We start from the raw sequence: 17618 nt of genomic DNA, 5'->3' as shown, positions 1-17618 counted from the left end.
TTCAGCACCGTTTCTTCACTCCATCTTTGATGTTTGTTTCGAAACGATTATCTGTTATTTTTGGGGAATTTAAAACCGTTGTTATTGGGTATTTTACAATCGTTGATTACAGATAAATATGTTTCTAATAATGCGGCAACTAATAAAAGTAGTAAATCTATAATTAATAGCACTAAAAGATTTTTTCCTAATATGATAAATGAATTCTTATTAAGTTCTTTCTTTCTAATTATGTTAACAATGCATACTGCTACAAATAAACCTATTGCTGCAGTGAAGAACATATTTATGATTTCAATTATTCCATGACCTGCAAAATAAGAATATGCTGTTTTTAAGGAAGTTTTTTCTACCAAACTATGAAAAGCAAATCCTAAAGAAAAAAACTGTTGGAACAGAAAAATTAAAGAAAAAAATCCGAAACTAATAATGGAAAATATGATTGTAGTAAAATGGATTTCAAAGTTAGTACTAAAAATAGTAATGAAAGAAGGCTGTAAATTGGGACTAAACTGTTCATTAGGAAGTAGTAAAAAACCCAAAAAGAAAAATGAGCTTCCTATAACTGAACAAGCAATAAAACAAATACTAAATAATTTAGGTTTCACAATTATCACTCTCCAGAACTACTTTATCGAGTTGCTCATCTCTTTTTAAAATTATTTTTTTATCTGAAAAATTCGCTACATCAGTATCTGTTGAATGAGTTGCATAAATTAAAATTGCTTTATGTTGAATTATATAATCCTTCAGATAATCTAGAGTAACTTTCCTCGACCTAATGTCAAAATTAACAAAAGGTTCATCAAGGAGAATTAAATTAGGCGAAGTTAGAAGAGCTAGTATTAATGATAGTTTTTGTCTAGTTCCTAATGATAATTCACGTGTATAAGTATTTTGATATTTATCGAGTCCAATCTCTTGAATGAGATGTTCTAAAGATGAATCTAATCTTTCTCTATTTAGGAAAGATAGTACCATATCTATTGTTTCAGAGGGTGTTAAATAATCGTATAAGAAAGGTGTATTACCAATTAATGAGACACCTGCAATATACTCTTTAAAATTTTCCTTTACTGAAAATTTATTTAGTATGAGTTCCCCATCAAATTTCGTCATTCCACCAATTATATTCAATAACGTTGATTTACCTATACCATTTTTACCCACTAATTCTACAATACTCATATTGTCTACTTTCAAGTTTATTCCATCAAAAATGTAAGTTGATTCACCATATTTTTTTTATGTTTATCAATTCAAGCATGTCTTACCTCTCTTTTGTAAGGAAATTATATAACAATAAATAACTAGAATATACAATGAAGAAAACCATTATAGGATATATATTTCCTAATCTCATTGAATAAACAGCTACAACACTGCAGGTAATAAAAGGCAAGCCTAAAATTAAAAGATCTTCAATAGGATTAAAGAAATACAAAAAGAAACTGTTTTTTATATCTTCTATTGATAATTTTTTAAAGCGATAGACTCTTTTTGTAATGATTTTTATTGAGTAGAAGTAGATAATTGTTGAACATACAATAATGATAGCTGTAAATAATGACAATCCGTAAAGAATGATTACACCAAGATAATAACCAATCAGGATTGCTATGAGCTTTCTTGAAAGAAACTTAGAAAGTAAATTATTATAATAATTTTTTTGATCAAACTTCTTTATATAATAAAAATCACTTAAATTAGATCCCTGTAACATTTTTGAGCTATTTATGATTCCTTGGGATATAAAACTTATAATAGCGCTTTCAGAAGCTAAATAAACAGAAATAATAATGAATTTATTAATATTAAAATAAAAATTTAAAATCCCTATTATACATAGAGAAGCTATTGTAAATATATAAGTATATAGGATATGTAAATAATAAGTTCTATTTTGGCAAGATCTAGATAAAGCAATTTGATACTTATCAAATTGTGAATCATTTCGATCTTTTATTATATGTTCTTTCTTTTTCGTATTATTTGGTCCGTTTATAAATAAAAAGACAATCTGATGATTACTCCATAAGAATTTCAAAATAATAGTAATTAAAACAGTTATTAATACTAAAAACTCATATAAAAATATTGTTGTGTAACTAAAATAGAGTTCCCTCATAAAAATGATAATAAAAGAACAATAAAAAAGAATTTTAAATCCAAATGTTAACAATAGTTTTTTTATGATAAGTAATTTAAAATTATTTTCTTGAGCACTATACATCCACTGAGAAACATTCTCCATCTCTTCTGGGTCATAATCATCATTATTAATATCTGTGATTAACATTGTCACAAAAAAATAAGTAGTAGCAATATAAAAAGGGTTTATAAATGAACGAAAATAATAAATTAGCTCGTAAACAAAAATTGGTGCTAATATCGAAACGAAAGTAATGACTACATTTACGTTATACAAAAAAGTTAGCAATAACTTTTTATCGCCATCAGCAAACTTATTTAGAAAATCCCCCAATAAAAGCTCTATATTGGCAAATGCTTTTCTTTTTTTCATTAATCGTTTGTATTTGAAGTACTTCATCTTCTTCAATTTCCTAATATTTTCACAATATTTTTTATTAGGCTAAAGCTTGCTACCAAACCAGACAGAACCGCTATTACTAATATTATCTTCATTGTAGTTTTAAATTTTTTTTCCATTTAACTCACCTTCCTAAAGTTATTTAAATTACACAAAAGTCATCAGCATTTGAATGATAAAAGTCAAACCATAAGTTATTGAGAATATAATTACACTTATTTTAACTTTTAATCTATTTGAGATAGAATCATTTAAATTTGATAAATATAGATAAACGAAACCAGATAATAACATTTGAGAACCTGGAGACCAGCCTAGCCATTCAAGGTCTTGTAAATTATTCAACCCAACAATCCAAATAACCGTCATATTTAATAATATAGAAGATATATTTGAAAAAATTATTACTGATAAAAAGTTGCTAAAGTTTAATTTTTTATTAGCAATAAAGTTTGTAATAAAAGTAACAAATAGTGTTTCTATTATTACCACAGTAATACCCACAATCACTTGTATCGAAGTTAAAAAGACAATAACAAACTAATTGGTAAATAGAGGTAATTTTTTTGGATTATATCAAATTGTTCAATCACGCCAAAGTTTTTAATTGAAAAAAATGTGTTTGCAAAAATCACCAAAGCCAGAAGGCAAAAAGATAGTAAATTAATTATTCTTTTATTTTTTAATTTGATCATTTTTAATCCCCTTTATAATAAACAAAGTTAACTGACCATCCCCTAAAATTGAACACTACTTCTTATTTTTAATAGTTTATCATTATTTTATTTTGGTGGTACAAATCTAGTAATTTCATTGCCTAATTGTATTAAATCTAAATTCCATTCATTGGTTCATTTTAATTTTATATAAAGGAATATACTTTTCTTAGACATTTCTACTCCGCCGTAATACGATATTTATTACTCTATTTGAAGAATAACGCCCCACTCTTATAAAAAACATTTATTGATTCTTCTTATGACGCAATACCATATCGTTTGTTACTTTCTCTATTATTCATATTTTCCTAATCATCTTGGACTCCTCTCCTAACTAAAAGTTTATTATTTGTTAAGAAAGGAGTCCAAATTTATTAGGGGTGGGGCTAAACAACCCCACCTTAATATCTTTTTAAAGTGCGTTTGCTGCAGCTCTCTTACCCATTCTAGTCATTCCTAAAATTGTAGCACGATATGCCCAAACAGCAGCTGATGCAGAAGCACCAATTCCAGTTAGAGACATTAATAATGAAGCATAAGAAATCCAATCCATATAATCAATAATAGTTGATGCAGTAGCTGCGCTACAACCGATAAGTGATCTAATCATTACTGTTTTCATTTAAATTTCCTCCCTAAATATCCATTTAACCCTTACATCCTTTTAATTATATAAAATAATACAAGAATTAAATATCCCAAATTCTATTTTTTATGTTGTTCCCCGGGTACTAGAAAATAATACCATAAAAAAACATTTTATAAATATGTAAATTTGTATATTTATAAAATTAGTTTTACGAAGTTAAAAAGTTCATATTAAAATATATTTGGTTATTTAATTTACTGAGAAAGCAATTTAATTACGCTAGATCAGTTTGAAAGAAAATAATATAAATTTCCTATTCTAGTTGAATGAAATTTCTTTTCAACCGCATTATTAATACGATAAGTAAGAAATTAGGAATGGTTATCTTATTATGTTATTTTACAAATTTTGTTATAGTATTTAATTACTATACAAATTAAAAATAAATTATTGTAAAGGAGATAAGTTATGTTACAAAATCAAGTCCATACTTCAAATAAGAAGAAAAGGATTATTGTTAGTGTTATTATTTTAATTACTATTGTTGCAGCTATTAACATTTTTGTCATGCAAAGTACGAAGAAAGGCGAGGTTAAGACAGGTACTGTAAGTTTCGAAAAGGTATCAGAACGTAAACTTAATAATACGAAGTTAATTTCCGGACAAGTGAAACCAGGAAATATTGAAGGATTCTACACAGATTCGACTAAAGGAAAAGTGAAGGATATTACGGTAAAAGAAGGACAAGAGGTAGAAAAAGGTACGAAGTTATTCTCTTATGATAATGAGGAAATTAATTTAAAGATGAAACAAGCTGAGCTTGATCAAAAGATGGCAGATATGCAATACAATCAAAGCAAGAAGAAAATAGATTCATTGAAGCAAGAAATTAAGAAGACAAAAGATAGCGGTGCTACTACAGAAATCATAAATCCACTGGAAGAGCAACTAAATGAACTAGAAATGCAGCAAAAGACAACTGAGCTTGAGAAAGAAAAAGGAAAGTTGCAAGCAGAAGAATTAAAAAAGCAACAGAAAGAACTTACGATTTATAGTAATTTTGCTGGTGTTGTTCAAAAGTTAGATAAAGATGCTGCACAAAGCTCATCTCAAGCGGTAGGTGGTCAGGGGAAAGCATTCTTACAAATTGCTTCTAAAGATCCGTTCCAAATTCAAGGGACGTTAACTGAGCTTCAGAAGTCACAAATTCAAAAAGATCAAACATTTACTGTAACGGCGAAAGCAAATAATAAGAAGAAATGGACAGGTAAGATTACAGAGGTAAGTGAGTTTCCAACAAGTGCAGAGATGGCTCAAGCCGGTGGTGTAGGTGAGGCAACTCAAAATATGTCTCAATATACATATAAAGCAAGTCTTGATAGTCAAGATGGTTTATCTCCAGGTTATCACGTTTCTCTACAAGTAAATTTAGGGAATAAGAAGATGGTTGCTGTTCCAACTAAGAGCATTGTAGAAAAGGGCGATGATGCATTTGTTTATGTTGAGGATAAAGGAAAGCTTCGTAAACAAAATGTGAAAAAAGGATCTACTGATGGAGACTGGACAGAGATTGTAGAAGGCGTAACAGTGGGGCAAAAGGTGGTTAAAAATCCTTCCGAAGATGTGTATGACGGAATGGAAGTGAAAGAGAAATGATTACGTTAAATCATATTGCTAAAACGTATTATCAAGGAAAATTGGCAGTGCCGATTTTGCACGGTATTAGTTTAACGATTCAGAGTGGTGAATTTGTTTCGATTATGGGGCCGTCTGGTTCTGGTAAGTCGACGCTTATGAATATTATCGGTTGTTTAGATCGTCCAACAGAAGGCGAATATATGCTGAACGACGTGAATATCCTAACAGCAGATGAGTCAAAACTTGCTTTAATTCGTAATGAATATATTGGTTTTGTGTTTCAGCATTTTAATTTGCTGCCGCGTCTTTCAGCAGTGGAAAATGTTGAGCTTCCGCTCGTATATGGTGGCGTGAAGAAAGCGGAGCGTCGCAAGCGTGCTTTGGAGGCGTTAGGTAAAGTTGGATTGGCAGATCGTGTGCATCATTTACCAAATGAGTTATCAGGTGGACAGAAGCAGCGTGTAGCGATTGCAAGAGCGATTGCAAATAATCCAACGTTCATTATGGCCGATGAACCGACTGGTGCACTTGATACGAAGTCTGGTGAGCAGGTCATGAATATTTTCACGAAGCTTAATGCAGAAGGCACGACGATTGTTATGGTTACGCATGAAGAGGAAGTAGCAGCGTATTCGTCCCGCCGCATTGTACTGCGGGACGGGAAAGTTACAGAAGATAGAAGGTGTGCGGTATGAGTTTACTAGATAGTATAAAAATTGCCCTGTCTTCTATTTTAGCTCATAAACTACGTTCTGCTCTTACGATGCTCGGTATTATTATCGGAGTAGGTTCGATTATTACTGTCGTTGCAATCGGACAGGGCGGGGAATCGATGCTGAAATCTCAATTTGCTGGTTCAGGTAATCAAACTGTTCAAATTCATTATAGTGCAGATATGAATGATCCTTTTGGTATGGAAATGGTAGAAGCACCGAAAATAACTGAAGAAGATATTTTTGAAATAAAAAAATCTCAGAGATCACACATGTTGTGACAACAAACTCAAGCATGGAACCACTTGATATTGAAGATAAAAAAGAAATGGTAAGTATTACTGGATTAGATAGTGAGTACTTTGCAGTAAATAAAGTAAAGTTGTTAAAGGGACGTTCTTTACAAGAATCAGATGTGGACCAAGGTAATAACGTTGTCATGATTAGTAAACAAATGGAAGAAAAGGTATTTAAGGATGCCAATCCAGTAGGTAAAATTATTGAAATAAAGGGACAACCAATGCAAATTATTGGTATCTACAAATCAGATAGTGAGTTTATGGGAATGGGAACATCAGAAATATTAATTCCAATTTCATTATGGCCAATACTATATGGGAAAGATGAAATTCAAAATATTTCTGTTCAAGCCAAAAATGTAAATGATTTAGAGAAAGCAGGTAAAAAAGCTGCCGATGTCTTAAACAGCCGCAAACCAAGTGACGTAACTGGTAAATACGAGGTTCTAAATTTAAAAGAACTTCAAGAAGGCATTTCAAAGATGACAGGGATTATGACAATGATCATCGGTGGTATCGCTGGTATTTCACTAATTGTTGGTGGTATCGGTGTTATGAACATCATGCTCGTATCTGTAACGGAGCGTACACGTGAAATTGGTATACGTAAAGCACTTGGTGCAACGCGCAGCAAAATTTTATTACAGTTCTTAATTGAAGCAGTTATGTTAACGCTTCTTGGTGGGCTGATAGGAATTGGGCTTGGTTATGGTGGTGCATATATTGTTTCCACGTTTGCAAAGTGGCCACCACTTGTTTCATGGGAAGTTGTCATAGGCGGCGTATTGTTCTCAATAACACTCGGCGTTATTTTCGGATTAATTCCAGCGAACAAAGCTGCAAAATTAGATCCAATTGAAGCACTTCGTTATGAATAAATTACTAGTGTAGTAGGAATGTTATTCTCTATTACACATACCCATTGTTTTAGTAGGCATTTCACATCCTCGAGAATAAAGAGGATGTGAAACTCCCCCTTATAACCATTTATATTAATATAAAAATTTATTATAGAGGAAGTGAGTTTAAATAAACAGAAAGTTGGCGAAGAAAAACCGCCTTTACTTAAAATGATTACAGATCCTGGAGTACAATTCGAATGAGAAAAAATTTGAGACATGTTCTTCTTATTAGCACTGCTACAAGTTCTTTTTGGTAGTTGCAGTGCGTAATATTATGTATACATCAACAGCGATTGTTAAGATTAAAAATCATTAGGTCATTATTAAGTTTTTATGATGTTTTTTCGAAATAATACTCCTTATACAACTATTATTATCATTAGTGGTCTTATTAAGGCTATTTTAAGTTTAACTTCATTTGGCAGAACAACTAAATAAACGAGTTTAGGCTCATTATTTACTAAAGGTACATTTGCATATAGAATTAGTAGTACAATTTAAACATCCTATGTATCAAATTTAACTGTTTTTTGTTTAGGGTTATAAATTGGATTAAGTAAATTAAAATTTGCTATTCCAATTCTCATCTTCTTTATATTCAAAACTACGTTTTCATTTGCACTTGTTGTATTAATAACAAAGTTTTTACCGGATACGCCGACATAGATAAGATTATCTTCATGACAGTATACAATTTGTCACATTAGTAACCGATTAATTTGTTTCGAAACGTATAATTTTCTTTTTTGATATGGTGACTCTTTGTTACAATAACAGCATTCTAAGTTCGATTAAAAATTGAGCAGACTTCTTGCATATAATTCTACTTCCCCTCCTTATTAATTACATTTTCAACAAATAATTTTAAATCGTCCCAACGCTCTTTGAATTTATCCAATTCCTTTTCCCCCATTTTTGATAACGCATAGTACTTTCTTTTTGGACCAGTCGTAGATTCCCTTAATACACTCGTAACTAATCCTTCTTTTTGCATACGTAATAATAATGGATATATCGTCCCTTCACTAAAAAGAGTGAAAGCCATAGTTATGTAATTTTTCCTTTAATTCGTAACCGTATATTTCCCCTTCTTGAATAATGGATAAAATACATCCATCTAAAACACCTTTTAACATTTGTGTTGATTTTTTCATTTCATTCCCCTCTCTTCTGTTAACTTTTAATACAAGTGCTTTAAACATAAACATAAAAATAACATACGATAACTTGTAATGCAAGGTATAATGAACGTAACTTTTAAATTTCCATTCATAAAAACAGAACGATTTTTATAGTATTTATTAGATATATGTTTGTTAATAGCAAATACCTTTGTTAACTTATTTTTGTATTAATTTTCTTAAATTTATTATATTAACCTTTCATCAATTGAGATTCCTGCTGGAAAAAACCTAAATATTTCCTCCTAAAAATGCACATGAATCATTGATTATTTTAACTTTTCCATTTTAGGTAATTTATTAATTTTACAAAGGTGGACAATTCCTCTAAGTTGTCTCCTCAAGTAGCTTCTACAAGTATTCTTTTCCCTTAATCGGAGAAATACCATTCCTTCGTTTGTTCTTATATGGCCGCTCTTTATAGAACAGAGTACTTCAGCTGATAAAGAAAAAGACCACTTTAATGTGGTCTTGGTTCTAAATTAACTTAAGCAATTCATGCAGATCATTTATTATTCTTTCTTGCGCCCACCAGAATAATATTATGAGCATCCCTTAAATCTAATTTTTTAAAAATTTCATTAACTCTTGATAACTCTTGTTCTGAAGAATTAAATATTACTTTTATTAATTTCTTATATAACAATCACCGAAAACATTAAACTCCTTTATAAGATCAAAAAAATAATTTAAAGAATTAACTCCATTTGGAATAACCTTTATTCCAAATGGAGTTTTTAAACTAACTGCTAAATTAAATTTTATGATCTCATTTTAATCAAATTTTAATTTCTTTAATGCTTCTGCGAATGCATTATTTAATGGTTCTTCTTCTTTTTTCTGTTGTTTCATATACTTTTGAACGTCGCGTTTATCCGCTTTGTTTCCAGATTCTTTTTTACGTCGCTCTTGGAATGTCGATAACTTCTCGCGATAGCCACATTTACATGCAAAGATTTGACCTGCACCTTCACCACGTAATTCTAGTTTCTTCTTACATTGTGGGCAACGAGCGTTTGTTGTACGAGATACATTTTTACGATGACCGCATTCACGGTCTTGGCATACGAGCATTTTTCCTTTTTTGCCGTTTACTTCTAACATTGGTTTACCGCAGTCCGGGCAAGACTTCGTTGAAATGTTGTCATGTTTATATTTTTTATCACTCGATTTAATTTCAGAAACAATTTCTTTCGTATAGTTCTTCATTTCGGAAATGAATACTTCTTTTTTCAGTTTCCCCTTTGCAATTGCCTCTAGCTTTTGTTCCCACTCACCAGTTAGTGTAGGTGATTTTAACTCTTCTGGTACTAAATCAAGTAATTGACGACCTTTTGAAGTAATGTGAATATCTTTACCACGTTTTTCAATTAAAAATGAATTGAATAGCTTGTCGATAATATCAGCACGCGTTGCTACAGTACCTAATCCACCAGTTGATTTTAACGTATCAGCAAGTTGTTTATTTTGCGTATCCATATATTTCGTAGGATTTTCCATTGCTGAAAGTAAAGTCGCTTCGTTAAAACGTGCAGGTGCTTTCGTTTGGCCTGATGTTTGCATAATTAACTTTACAGTTAATGTATCGCCTTTTTCGATACGAGGTAAAAGCTGCTCTTTTACGTCATCAGTTACATCATCATCCTCAAATCGATTTTCATATACTTCCTTCCAACCAGCATGTAAAATCGTTTTTCCGCGTGCAATGAACGTTTCGTTACCAACTTTGGTACGTAATGTTAGTTGCTCGTATTCGAATGCTGGGAATAAAACAGCTAAGAAACGTTTTACAACTAAATCATAAATTTTGCGTTCTTTATCTGTGAATACTGAAAAGTTAACGTATCCTTCTGTTGGAATAATCGCATGATGATCGCTCACTTTACTATCATCAACAAATGATTTATTAGGTTTGATAGGCTTTTGTAATACTTTATGTGCTAAAGGACGGTATTCTCCAACACCACATGCTTTTAGACGCTCTGGAAGTGTTCCAACGATATCAGATGAAATGTAGCGTGAATCTGTACGAGGATACGTTAGCACTTTATGTTGTTCATATAATTTCTGCATAATGTTTAATGTTTCTTTCGCAGAGTAACCAAACTTTTTATTGGCATCACGTTGCAATTCAGTTAAATCGTAAAGACCAGGAGAGAATGACTTCTTCTGCTTTTTATCAATTTCCACAACAGTGGCATTTTGTTTATCTAGATTTTTTACAATATCATCGATTTTTTCTTTATTAAAACTACGGCTATTACCATTTGCATCTTGCCAAGTTAGTTTTAACCTATCGTTTGTTTGAGCTTCGATACCGTAGTATGTTTGAGCCTTAAAGTTTTTAATTTCATCCTCACGACCAGCAATAATAGCTACAGTTGGAGTTTGTACACGCCCACAGTTTAATTGAGCATTGAATTTTGTTGTTAATGCACGGGTAGCATTTAAGCCAATATACCAATCTGCTTCAGAGCGGGCAACGGCTGAGGCATATAAATTGTCATAAGCTTTACCTGGTTTTAAATTATTAAAACCATCTTTAATTGCTTTGTCTGTTACAGAAGAAATCCATAAACGCTTAATTGGTTTATTTACTTTTGCTTTTTCAATTATCCAACGTGCGACTAATTCGCCCTCTCTTCCTGCATCGGTAGCCACAATCAGCTCATTAACATCATTTCGAGTAAGTTGATGTTTCACAGCATTAAACTGTTTTCCCGTTTGTTTTATAACAACTAATTTCATACGTTCTGGAAGCATTGGAAGATCTTCAAGAGTCCATGTTTTATACTTATTATCATAAGTCTCAGGATCTGCAAGCGTCACTAAATGCCCAAGAGCCCAAGTCACGATGTATTTGTCACCTTCTAAAAATCCATTACCTTTTTTTGTACACTTTAATACTTTTGCTATATCACGTGCAACTGATGGTTTCTCAGCAATTACTACACTCTTTGCCATTTATTCAAACTCCTTTACTAACTATATACCGTTTAATATACCACAGTTTTCAAGAAGAGCAGTAAGAAGCACCTTATATATCAGTCATAATTGACATGACTCGTTTAAGAATCACTAAACAGAAGCATTAAAGAAATTAAAATTTGATTAAACAAAAAGGTTCCTACCTCTATCGGTAGGAACCTTTTATGTTAGTGAATGATTTTACTTCCTTTTGCGTTCTCAACGAATTTTTCGCTCGATTTGTTAATTGGTGTTTTCAATAATAACGCAGCTACAATCATAACTACTACGAAAGCACTTAATACAAGTAAATCTCGCGTTACAATATCCCACAGCATTCCGCCTACTGTTTCACGAATTGCACTAATTGCATATGTGAACGGTAAGAACGGATAAATTGCTTGGAAGAATTTCGGTGTCATTTGAATTGGGAATGTTCCGCCCGATCCTGCTACTTGCAGTACAAGTAAAATGATCGCCATCGATTTCCCAACGTTTCCAAAAATAGAAACGAGTGAGTATACGATACAAACGAAGACCCCACCAATAAATAAACTAAATAATACAAACCAGAACTTATCGACTACGTACGTACCGAGTAAGAATATATCTCCCATCGATACGATAAACGCTTGTGAAAGACCTATCGTTAAGAATGTTAATAAACGTCCGAAGTAAATTTCATGGCTCTTATAATTCGCGCCCTCTTCATGTACTTCTACTGTTAATAATGAAACCATTAATAATGCGCCTACCCATAATGCAAGCACTGTATAGAATGGTGACATCGCTGAACCGTAGTTCGGCATCGCAAATAATTTATTCTCTTTTAAATTTACTGGATTCGCAAAGTAGTCACTTTGCTTCTCAACATCGTTTTTCAATAAGCGTATGATGTCTTTTAAATCCTCTTCAGATTCAAAATCACGAATTTTATCTGCCAATTCTTTAATCTTTTTCTCAGTAGCTGGCATTTCAGCTTTAATGTCTGTTAATTTCTTTTTACCATCTACTAAGCCTTTTGATGAATCTTCTAGTATTTTTTTAACATCTGGAAGCTTTTTGTCTGCTTCTTTTAAAATTTGAGATGTGTTTTTAGACATCTCTTTTGTACGAGCAATTGCTTCATTAAAGTTTGGAACGATTTCTGAATCGTATTTAGCTAAGATGTCACTTATTTGGGCCGAAGTACTTTTAGATACTGCGTTAATACTTTCAATAACATCTGCTGCTGGCTTTTGACCTTTATTAATAGCGTCAATTCCTTTATCAGTTAAATCGATTGCTTTTTGTAAACCATCTTTTAATTTATTCAATTTAGAAATCATGTTATTCGTGTTCTTATCACTATTTACATCCGCTAAAACTTTATTCGTATTTTCCATAACAGGAATCATATCATTAACTAAATTCTTTCCAGCTTGTAACTCTCCTCTTATATCATTTAAAGCTACTTTTGTAGAATCTAATCCGTTAATCCCTTTATTATTCAAGTCTTCTCTTGCTTTGCCAAGCTCCGTTTTTAATCTGCTATAATCATTTACAGCCTTATCATAAGCTTCTCTACCATTGTTTAAAATCTCATTAGCTTTGTTTATATCTTGATTTAAATTTCCTCTCAGTTGCTGAGCATCTTCTTTTACACCTTCAGCCTTGTTTTTTAATTGTTCAGCTGTGCTTACTGCTTTTTCAAAATCCGCTACGAACGTTGCATTATAATCTGTTTCTGCTTGATTTACCAAGTTATTTATTGCGTCTAACTTTTTATTAGCAGCATCTCTTACGTCTTGTTTCACTTCTTGCCCTGTACCAATAATATTGGCAATATCTTTAACGCCCCCATTTGCATTTTCGATAGCTGATTTAAGGCTTGTTAATCTTTCTATTCTCTTTTGGAAGAATTCTTTTCCAAAATCAGTTGATGCCGACTCTTTAAATTTAGTAAAGACATCAATTACATATGAAACACTATCCGCACGATCTTGAAGATTCTCAGAAACCTTATTAAGATCTTGTTTCGCTTTTTCCGGGTCGAAATTACCATTTTGCAACCCGTTTATAACACCTTGTGCATAAGTTGTTCCAACACGTATTGAGCTAAAAACATTATTTACAGTTTGATTAATATTTTTAGCAATGTTTTTATATCCCTCACCATTCACTTGCGGTAATTCTGGAAGCGCTGGTATTTGCGGGATAGTTACATTTGGTAACTCTGGAAGTTTAGATGGATCTGGAAGTGCCAGATTGAAATCAACAGATGGATTTTTTAAGAAATCCGTAATTGCCGCCGCACCATTCAAACCTGTTTGCATTGCAATTAAATTATTCTTAATAGTTCCCGGGGCACGATTCAATGTTTCATCATTTCTCGCAAAGAACGCATCTAAGCTCTTAAGTGTATCCTGACCATCATTAATAACACTCTCTACAACCGGCAATTCTTTCTGCGCTACTTTCACGACATCCTCTGCTCGAGTCGCATCATCTAACGCCTTATCCATAAGTGTATTCATTTCTGGGAACTGCGCTTCTAACTTAAATACAAGATCTTTTACTTTCTCAATACTTGGTAAGTTTGTTTCTAAATCGATTCCAAGGTCATTGAAGATTTTAAAAATCTCACCGTTCGCTGTTTTAACAAAGTTTTTACTAATTTCTTCTGTAATACCTGATGCACCTTTTGCTGTAATTTTTGGTGCAATCGCATTTACTTTTTCATTTACATAGTAATCAAGTTCTGGTTTCTGTGGATTTTCATCCAGAACAGTTGCAATTTTTTCAGAGAAATCTTTTGGAATTGTAATGCTTGCATAGTAATCCCCACGCTCAACTCCGTAAATTGCCTGTTTTTCGTCTACAAATTTCCAACCAAGATTTTTGTTTTTCTTAAGAGAATCTACAATCTCGTCCCCGATATTGATATCTTTCCCTCTTAAATTAGAGCCTGCATCTTGGTTAGAAACTGCAATGGGAACTTCTTTTGTATTTCCATATGGATCCCAAGAAGCTTTAATGTTAAACCATGCATATAACGATGGTAAAATCATTAACCCTACAACAATAACAATTGCAGCCCAATGTTTAGCTACATTCCGTAAATCAGTCTTATAAATACGCCAAATTTGTTTCATAGAAGTTATCACCTAATTATATATTTTTCCTTCTTTAGAAAATGATACATACATTTTGCAATTATATCACTTTCTACATCGTGGATTAACCAAAAACGAACTATTTTTTCCCATTAACTTTAACTTACTACATTATATAACGAAGTAAGTCAAAGTATGAATACAAAATGACCAAATCGGTTTTATATTCAATAATAACAAATATATAGGAAATGTCATAAAAAATACAAGTATTTTCTCTTGGAAATACTTGTATTCCTAAAAAAATCCTCACAGCTTTTTATTATCTGTGAGGATTTCTTCTATTATATATCTACTTGCACTTCTACACCGAAATGATCTGAAATTATATTTCGGTTTGTACCATTAAAAATAACTTTTGAAGAACAAACTTTTTCACTTCGGTTACACAATATTAGATCGATTCGTAAATTATGTTTATTTTCATCCCAACCAGCAATTTCACCTTGGACAGTTGTTCCTTCATCCTTCTCTATTGCTAGTCCATATGTGTCGTACAAACCTTTTTGCATCATATATTCATAACCCTCCCCTTGCAAACGAGCGTTATTATTAAAATCACCCATTAAGAAGGAAAGTTCATTGCTATCTACACGCTCCATCAAACGATTCACTTGATCTTTAAATGATTCTTCTTCATCATTCCACCAACCGAGGTGGCAAGAGTAAAACGTGATGTTCTTACCATTATAAGCAATTGTTGCACTTACAATTTTGCGTGTTTTCCAATACGCTGTATCCTTATTTTCTGAAATAAAGAACGTATCTTCTTTTACAACATTATGCTTCGTTATAATCGCTAATCCTTCTTCATACACATCATAACCAATATGAGAGAAATCCCAAGTAATATTGTAATCTTTTACATGTAACGCTTTTAACTCTTCTAATAGTAAAAGTCCAAAATTATCTTCTTTCTTGTTACCGCATACATTTTTAGCTCCTATCGACTGACTTACTTCTTGCAATGCGATAACATCGTACTCTTCTTCTTGAATGACTTTAGCAAGATATTTTATCTTTTCTATTTGATTTTCTTCTTGCCAAGAGTGACAGTTTAAAGTTAGCAATTTCATATTATTACGCACCTAACATATCTTGAATGTCTGACTTTAATACGTCAGCTTTCGGGCCATATACCGCTTGTACACCTTTATCTTTTACGATAAGTCCTAAAGCACCATTTTGTTTCCACTGCGCTTCTGGTGCAACAACATCTAAATCTTTTACTGTTACACGTAAACGTGTCATACAAGCATCTACGTCAGCAATATTTTCTTTTCCACCTAATAAATCAATAACCTTTGTTGCTAATGAACCATCTTGTACATTTCCTGTTCCTTCTGATGCCTCATCTTCATTATCAATATAGTTACCTGCACGTCCTGGTGTTGGTAAGTTGAACTTTTTAATTAAGAAATTGAATAATGTAAAGTTCAGACCGAAGAATACTAATGAAACGATAACGAAATTGATTAAATCTCTAGTTAATCCTGCATTAACCATCATCGGTGTACGAGTAATTAACTCAATGAATCCGAATGCGTGAACACGTAAGTTAATTAAATCTGCTAATGCGAATGCAAGTCCTGTTGTAATTGCATATACAACATATAATACTGGAGCAATAAACATGAACATGAATTCAATTGGTTCTGTTACACCTGTTAAGAATACTGCTAATGCTGCTGATAAGAACATTGGTTTATATTTTGCACGTTTTTCTTTATCAACATTACGGAACATCGCGAAAGCAATACCCATTAATGCTGCTGTTGAACCGATAACTTGTCCAGCTTTGAAACGAGCTGGTACAACATTATTTAATAGATCGTTATATGCTTTTGTATCTCCATTTGCTAATAAGTTATTTAAATCTGTAATCCATGCAAGCCATAAAGGATCTTGTCCTGCTACAACTTGTCCAATTTTTGAGCCAGTTAACATCGTATATGTTCCACCTAGCTCAGTATAGTTCATCGGAATTGTTAACATATGGTGTAAACCGAATGGTAATAGTAAACGCTCTAACGTTCCATATACAAATGGTGCAACAATTGGTGCACTATCTTTTGAAGCTGCAATCCAGCGACCAAATTCATTTAATCCACTTTGGATGAATGGCCATAAAAGTGATAATACAATTGCAGTTACTGTAGACCAAACAATTACAACGAATGGTACGAATCGTTTTCCGTTAAAGAATGCTAATGCTTGTGGTAGTTTGTTATAGTTATAATATTTGTTATATAAAGTAGCTCCTAAGAAACCTGTGATAATCCCTACGAAAACCCCCATGTTTAATGCTGGTGCACCAAGTACAGAAGTAAAGTAATCTTTTACAATTAAGTTCCCTGCTAATACTGAAGAAACTTTCGCTTTTGAATCCGCTAACATTTCAGCGTTTACGCCAAATATAGCTCCTGTAATTCTGTTTGTTAAGACGAATGCTAATAGCGCTGCAAATGCGCCACCTGCGCGATCTTTCGCCCAAGATCCCCCAATTGCTACTGCGAATAAGATGTGTAGATTAGTAATAATTGCCCAACCGATGTCTTCCATTACGCGAGCGATTGTATGAACTGCGTTAATATCCCCAGCAGACATTCCAATTAACTTACCGATAGAAATCATTAAACCAGCTGCTGGCATTACAGCTACAACAACTAATAACGCTTTCCCGAACTTTTGCCAAAAATCAAAAGACGTAATTTTCATCTGTTCTTCCTCCCCTTTATTTATAACAACATAATGATTTAAATTATAATTTCTGTTTCTATTGTGAAAACGATTCCTTATGTTACTTCATTTTTATCTTTACGCAACCGTTTTCATAAATCTATTTTAATAAAAGCGTTTTCACTTTGCAATAGAAATTTATTATTTTTCATAAAAAAAGATGCT

General features: G+C 32.2%; 11 protein-coding genes and 2 pseudogenes. 3 read left to right on the top strand and 10 right to left on the bottom strand.

All coding sequences use genetic code 11. The features are described from left to right. Positions 1-47: 47 nt before the first annotated feature. The 5 genes from PDQ33_RS03190 to PDQ33_RS03170 form a co-directional block, all read right to left on the bottom strand. Positions 48-608, bottom strand: a complete 561-nt coding sequence (locus tag PDQ33_RS03190) for a stage II sporulation protein M (protein ID WP_270754702.1) — start codon at positions 606-608, stop codon at positions 48-50. Beyond that, positions 598-1188 (bottom strand): ABC transporter ATP-binding protein, encoded by a 591-nt coding sequence (locus PDQ33_RS03185; RefSeq protein WP_230209922.1) that lies wholly within the window; start codon positions 1186-1188, stop codon positions 598-600. Before PDQ33_RS03185 ends, PDQ33_RS03190 begins: the two co-directional genes overlap by 11 nt. 82 nt (positions 1189-1270) lie before the next feature. Next, the gene (locus PDQ33_RS03180; RefSeq protein WP_270754699.1) at positions 1271-2551 is read right to left on the bottom strand and encodes a sugar transporter; all 1281 of its coding nucleotides are present in this window, start codon (positions 2549-2551) and stop codon (positions 1271-1273) included. A gap of 147 nt (positions 2552-2698) precedes the next feature. Beyond that, the gene (locus tag PDQ33_RS03175; RefSeq protein ID WP_235435291.1) at positions 2699-3043 is read right to left on the bottom strand and encodes a hypothetical protein; all 345 of its coding nucleotides are present in this window, start codon (positions 3041-3043) and stop codon (positions 2699-2701) included. Between the two features lie 639 nt (positions 3044-3682). Continuing rightward, positions 3683-3892, bottom strand: coding sequence for a hypothetical protein (locus PDQ33_RS03170; protein WP_000859781.1), 210 nt, complete (start codon positions 3890-3892; stop codon positions 3683-3685). A gap of 435 nt (positions 3893-4327) precedes the next feature. Here PDQ33_RS03170 and PDQ33_RS03165 point away from each other — a divergent pair, with 435 nt between their 5' ends. From PDQ33_RS03165 to PDQ33_RS03155, 3 genes and pseudogenes are all read left to right on the top strand, one after another. After that, on the top strand, positions 4328-5515 hold the full coding sequence (locus PDQ33_RS03165; protein WP_270754698.1) for an efflux RND transporter periplasmic adaptor subunit: 1188 nt from the start codon (positions 4328-4330) through the stop codon (positions 5513-5515). Beyond that, on the top strand, positions 5512-6192 hold the full coding sequence (locus PDQ33_RS03160; RefSeq protein WP_000631604.1) for an ABC transporter ATP-binding protein: 681 nt from the start codon (positions 5512-5514) through the stop codon (positions 6190-6192). Before PDQ33_RS03165 ends, PDQ33_RS03160 begins: the two co-directional genes overlap by 4 nt. Further along, positions 6189-7387, top strand: a pseudogene (locus PDQ33_RS03155) (ABC transporter permease). Before PDQ33_RS03160 ends, PDQ33_RS03155 begins: the two are co-directional and overlap by 4 nt. An 847-nt stretch (positions 7388-8234) precedes the next feature. On the opposite strand, the pseudogene PDQ33_RS03145 reads toward PDQ33_RS03155, so the two are convergent. The 5 genes and pseudogenes from PDQ33_RS03145 to PDQ33_RS03125 form a co-directional block, all read right to left on the bottom strand. Further along, a pseudogene (locus PDQ33_RS03145) lies at positions 8235-8565 on the bottom strand (PadR family transcriptional regulator). 801 nt (positions 8566-9366) lie between these two features. After that, positions 9367-11556 carry a DNA topoisomerase III gene (topB, locus tag PDQ33_RS03140; RefSeq protein WP_219913316.1) on the bottom strand — a complete coding sequence of 730 codons (2190 nt, stop codon included), beginning with the start codon at positions 11554-11556 and terminating at the stop codon, positions 9367-9369. Between the two features lie 191 nt (positions 11557-11747). Further along, a complete protein-coding gene (locus PDQ33_RS03135) occupies positions 11748-14693 on the bottom strand; it encodes a YhgE/Pip domain-containing protein (protein ID WP_000810126.1) in 2946 nt (981 codons plus the stop codon). Between the two features lie 305 nt (positions 14694-14998). Beyond that, on the bottom strand, positions 14999-15790 hold the full coding sequence (locus tag PDQ33_RS03130) for an endonuclease/exonuclease/phosphatase family protein (protein WP_000771959.1): 792 nt from the start codon (positions 15788-15790) through the stop codon (positions 14999-15001). Between the two features lie 4 nt (positions 15791-15794). Then, positions 15795-17432, bottom strand: a complete 1638-nt coding sequence (locus PDQ33_RS03125) for a PTS transporter subunit IIBC (protein WP_000705546.1) — start codon at positions 17430-17432, stop codon at positions 15795-15797. Positions 17433-17618: the final 186 nt, after the last annotated feature.

The sequence above is a fragment of the Bacillus cereus group sp. Bc031 genome, assembly GCF_027716265.1.
GTDB lineage: Bacteria > Bacillota > Bacilli > Bacillales > Bacillaceae_G > Bacillus_A > Bacillus_A paranthracis.
This window is presented reverse-complemented; position numbering and strand designations above follow the sequence as displayed.

Excerpts from the sequence above, each read along its gene's own strand:
- PDQ33_RS03185 (WP_230209922.1), bottom strand. The coding sequence starts at position 1,188 with ATGAGTATTGTAGAATTAGTGGGTAAAAATGGTATAGGTAAATCAACG.
- PDQ33_RS03180 (WP_270754699.1), bottom strand. The coding sequence starts at position 2,551 with ATGAAGTACTTCAAATACAAACGATTAATGAAAAAAAGAAAAGCATTT.
- PDQ33_RS03170 (WP_000859781.1), bottom strand. The coding sequence starts at position 3,892 with ATGAAAACAGTAATGATTAGATCACTTATCGGTTGTAGCGCAGCTACT.
- PDQ33_RS03165 (WP_270754698.1), top strand. The coding sequence starts at position 4,328 with ATGTTACAAAATCAAGTCCATACTTCAAATAAGAAGAAAAGGATTATT.
- PDQ33_RS03160 (WP_000631604.1), top strand. The coding sequence starts at position 5,512 with ATGATTACGTTAAATCATATTGCTAAAACGTATTATCAAGGAAAATTG.
- topB (WP_219913316.1), bottom strand. The coding sequence starts at position 11,556 with ATGGCAAAGAGTGTAGTAATTGCTGAGAAACCATCAGTTGCACGTGAT.
- PDQ33_RS03135 (WP_000810126.1), bottom strand. The coding sequence starts at position 14,693 with ATGAAACAAATTTGGCGTATTTATAAGACTGATTTACGGAATGTAGCT.
- PDQ33_RS03130 (WP_000771959.1), bottom strand. The coding sequence starts at position 15,790 with ATGAAATTGCTAACTTTAAACTGTCACTCTTGGCAAGAAGAAAATCAA.
- PDQ33_RS03125 (WP_000705546.1), bottom strand. The coding sequence starts at position 17,432 with ATGAAAATTACGTCTTTTGATTTTTGGCAAAAGTTCGGGAAAGCGTTA.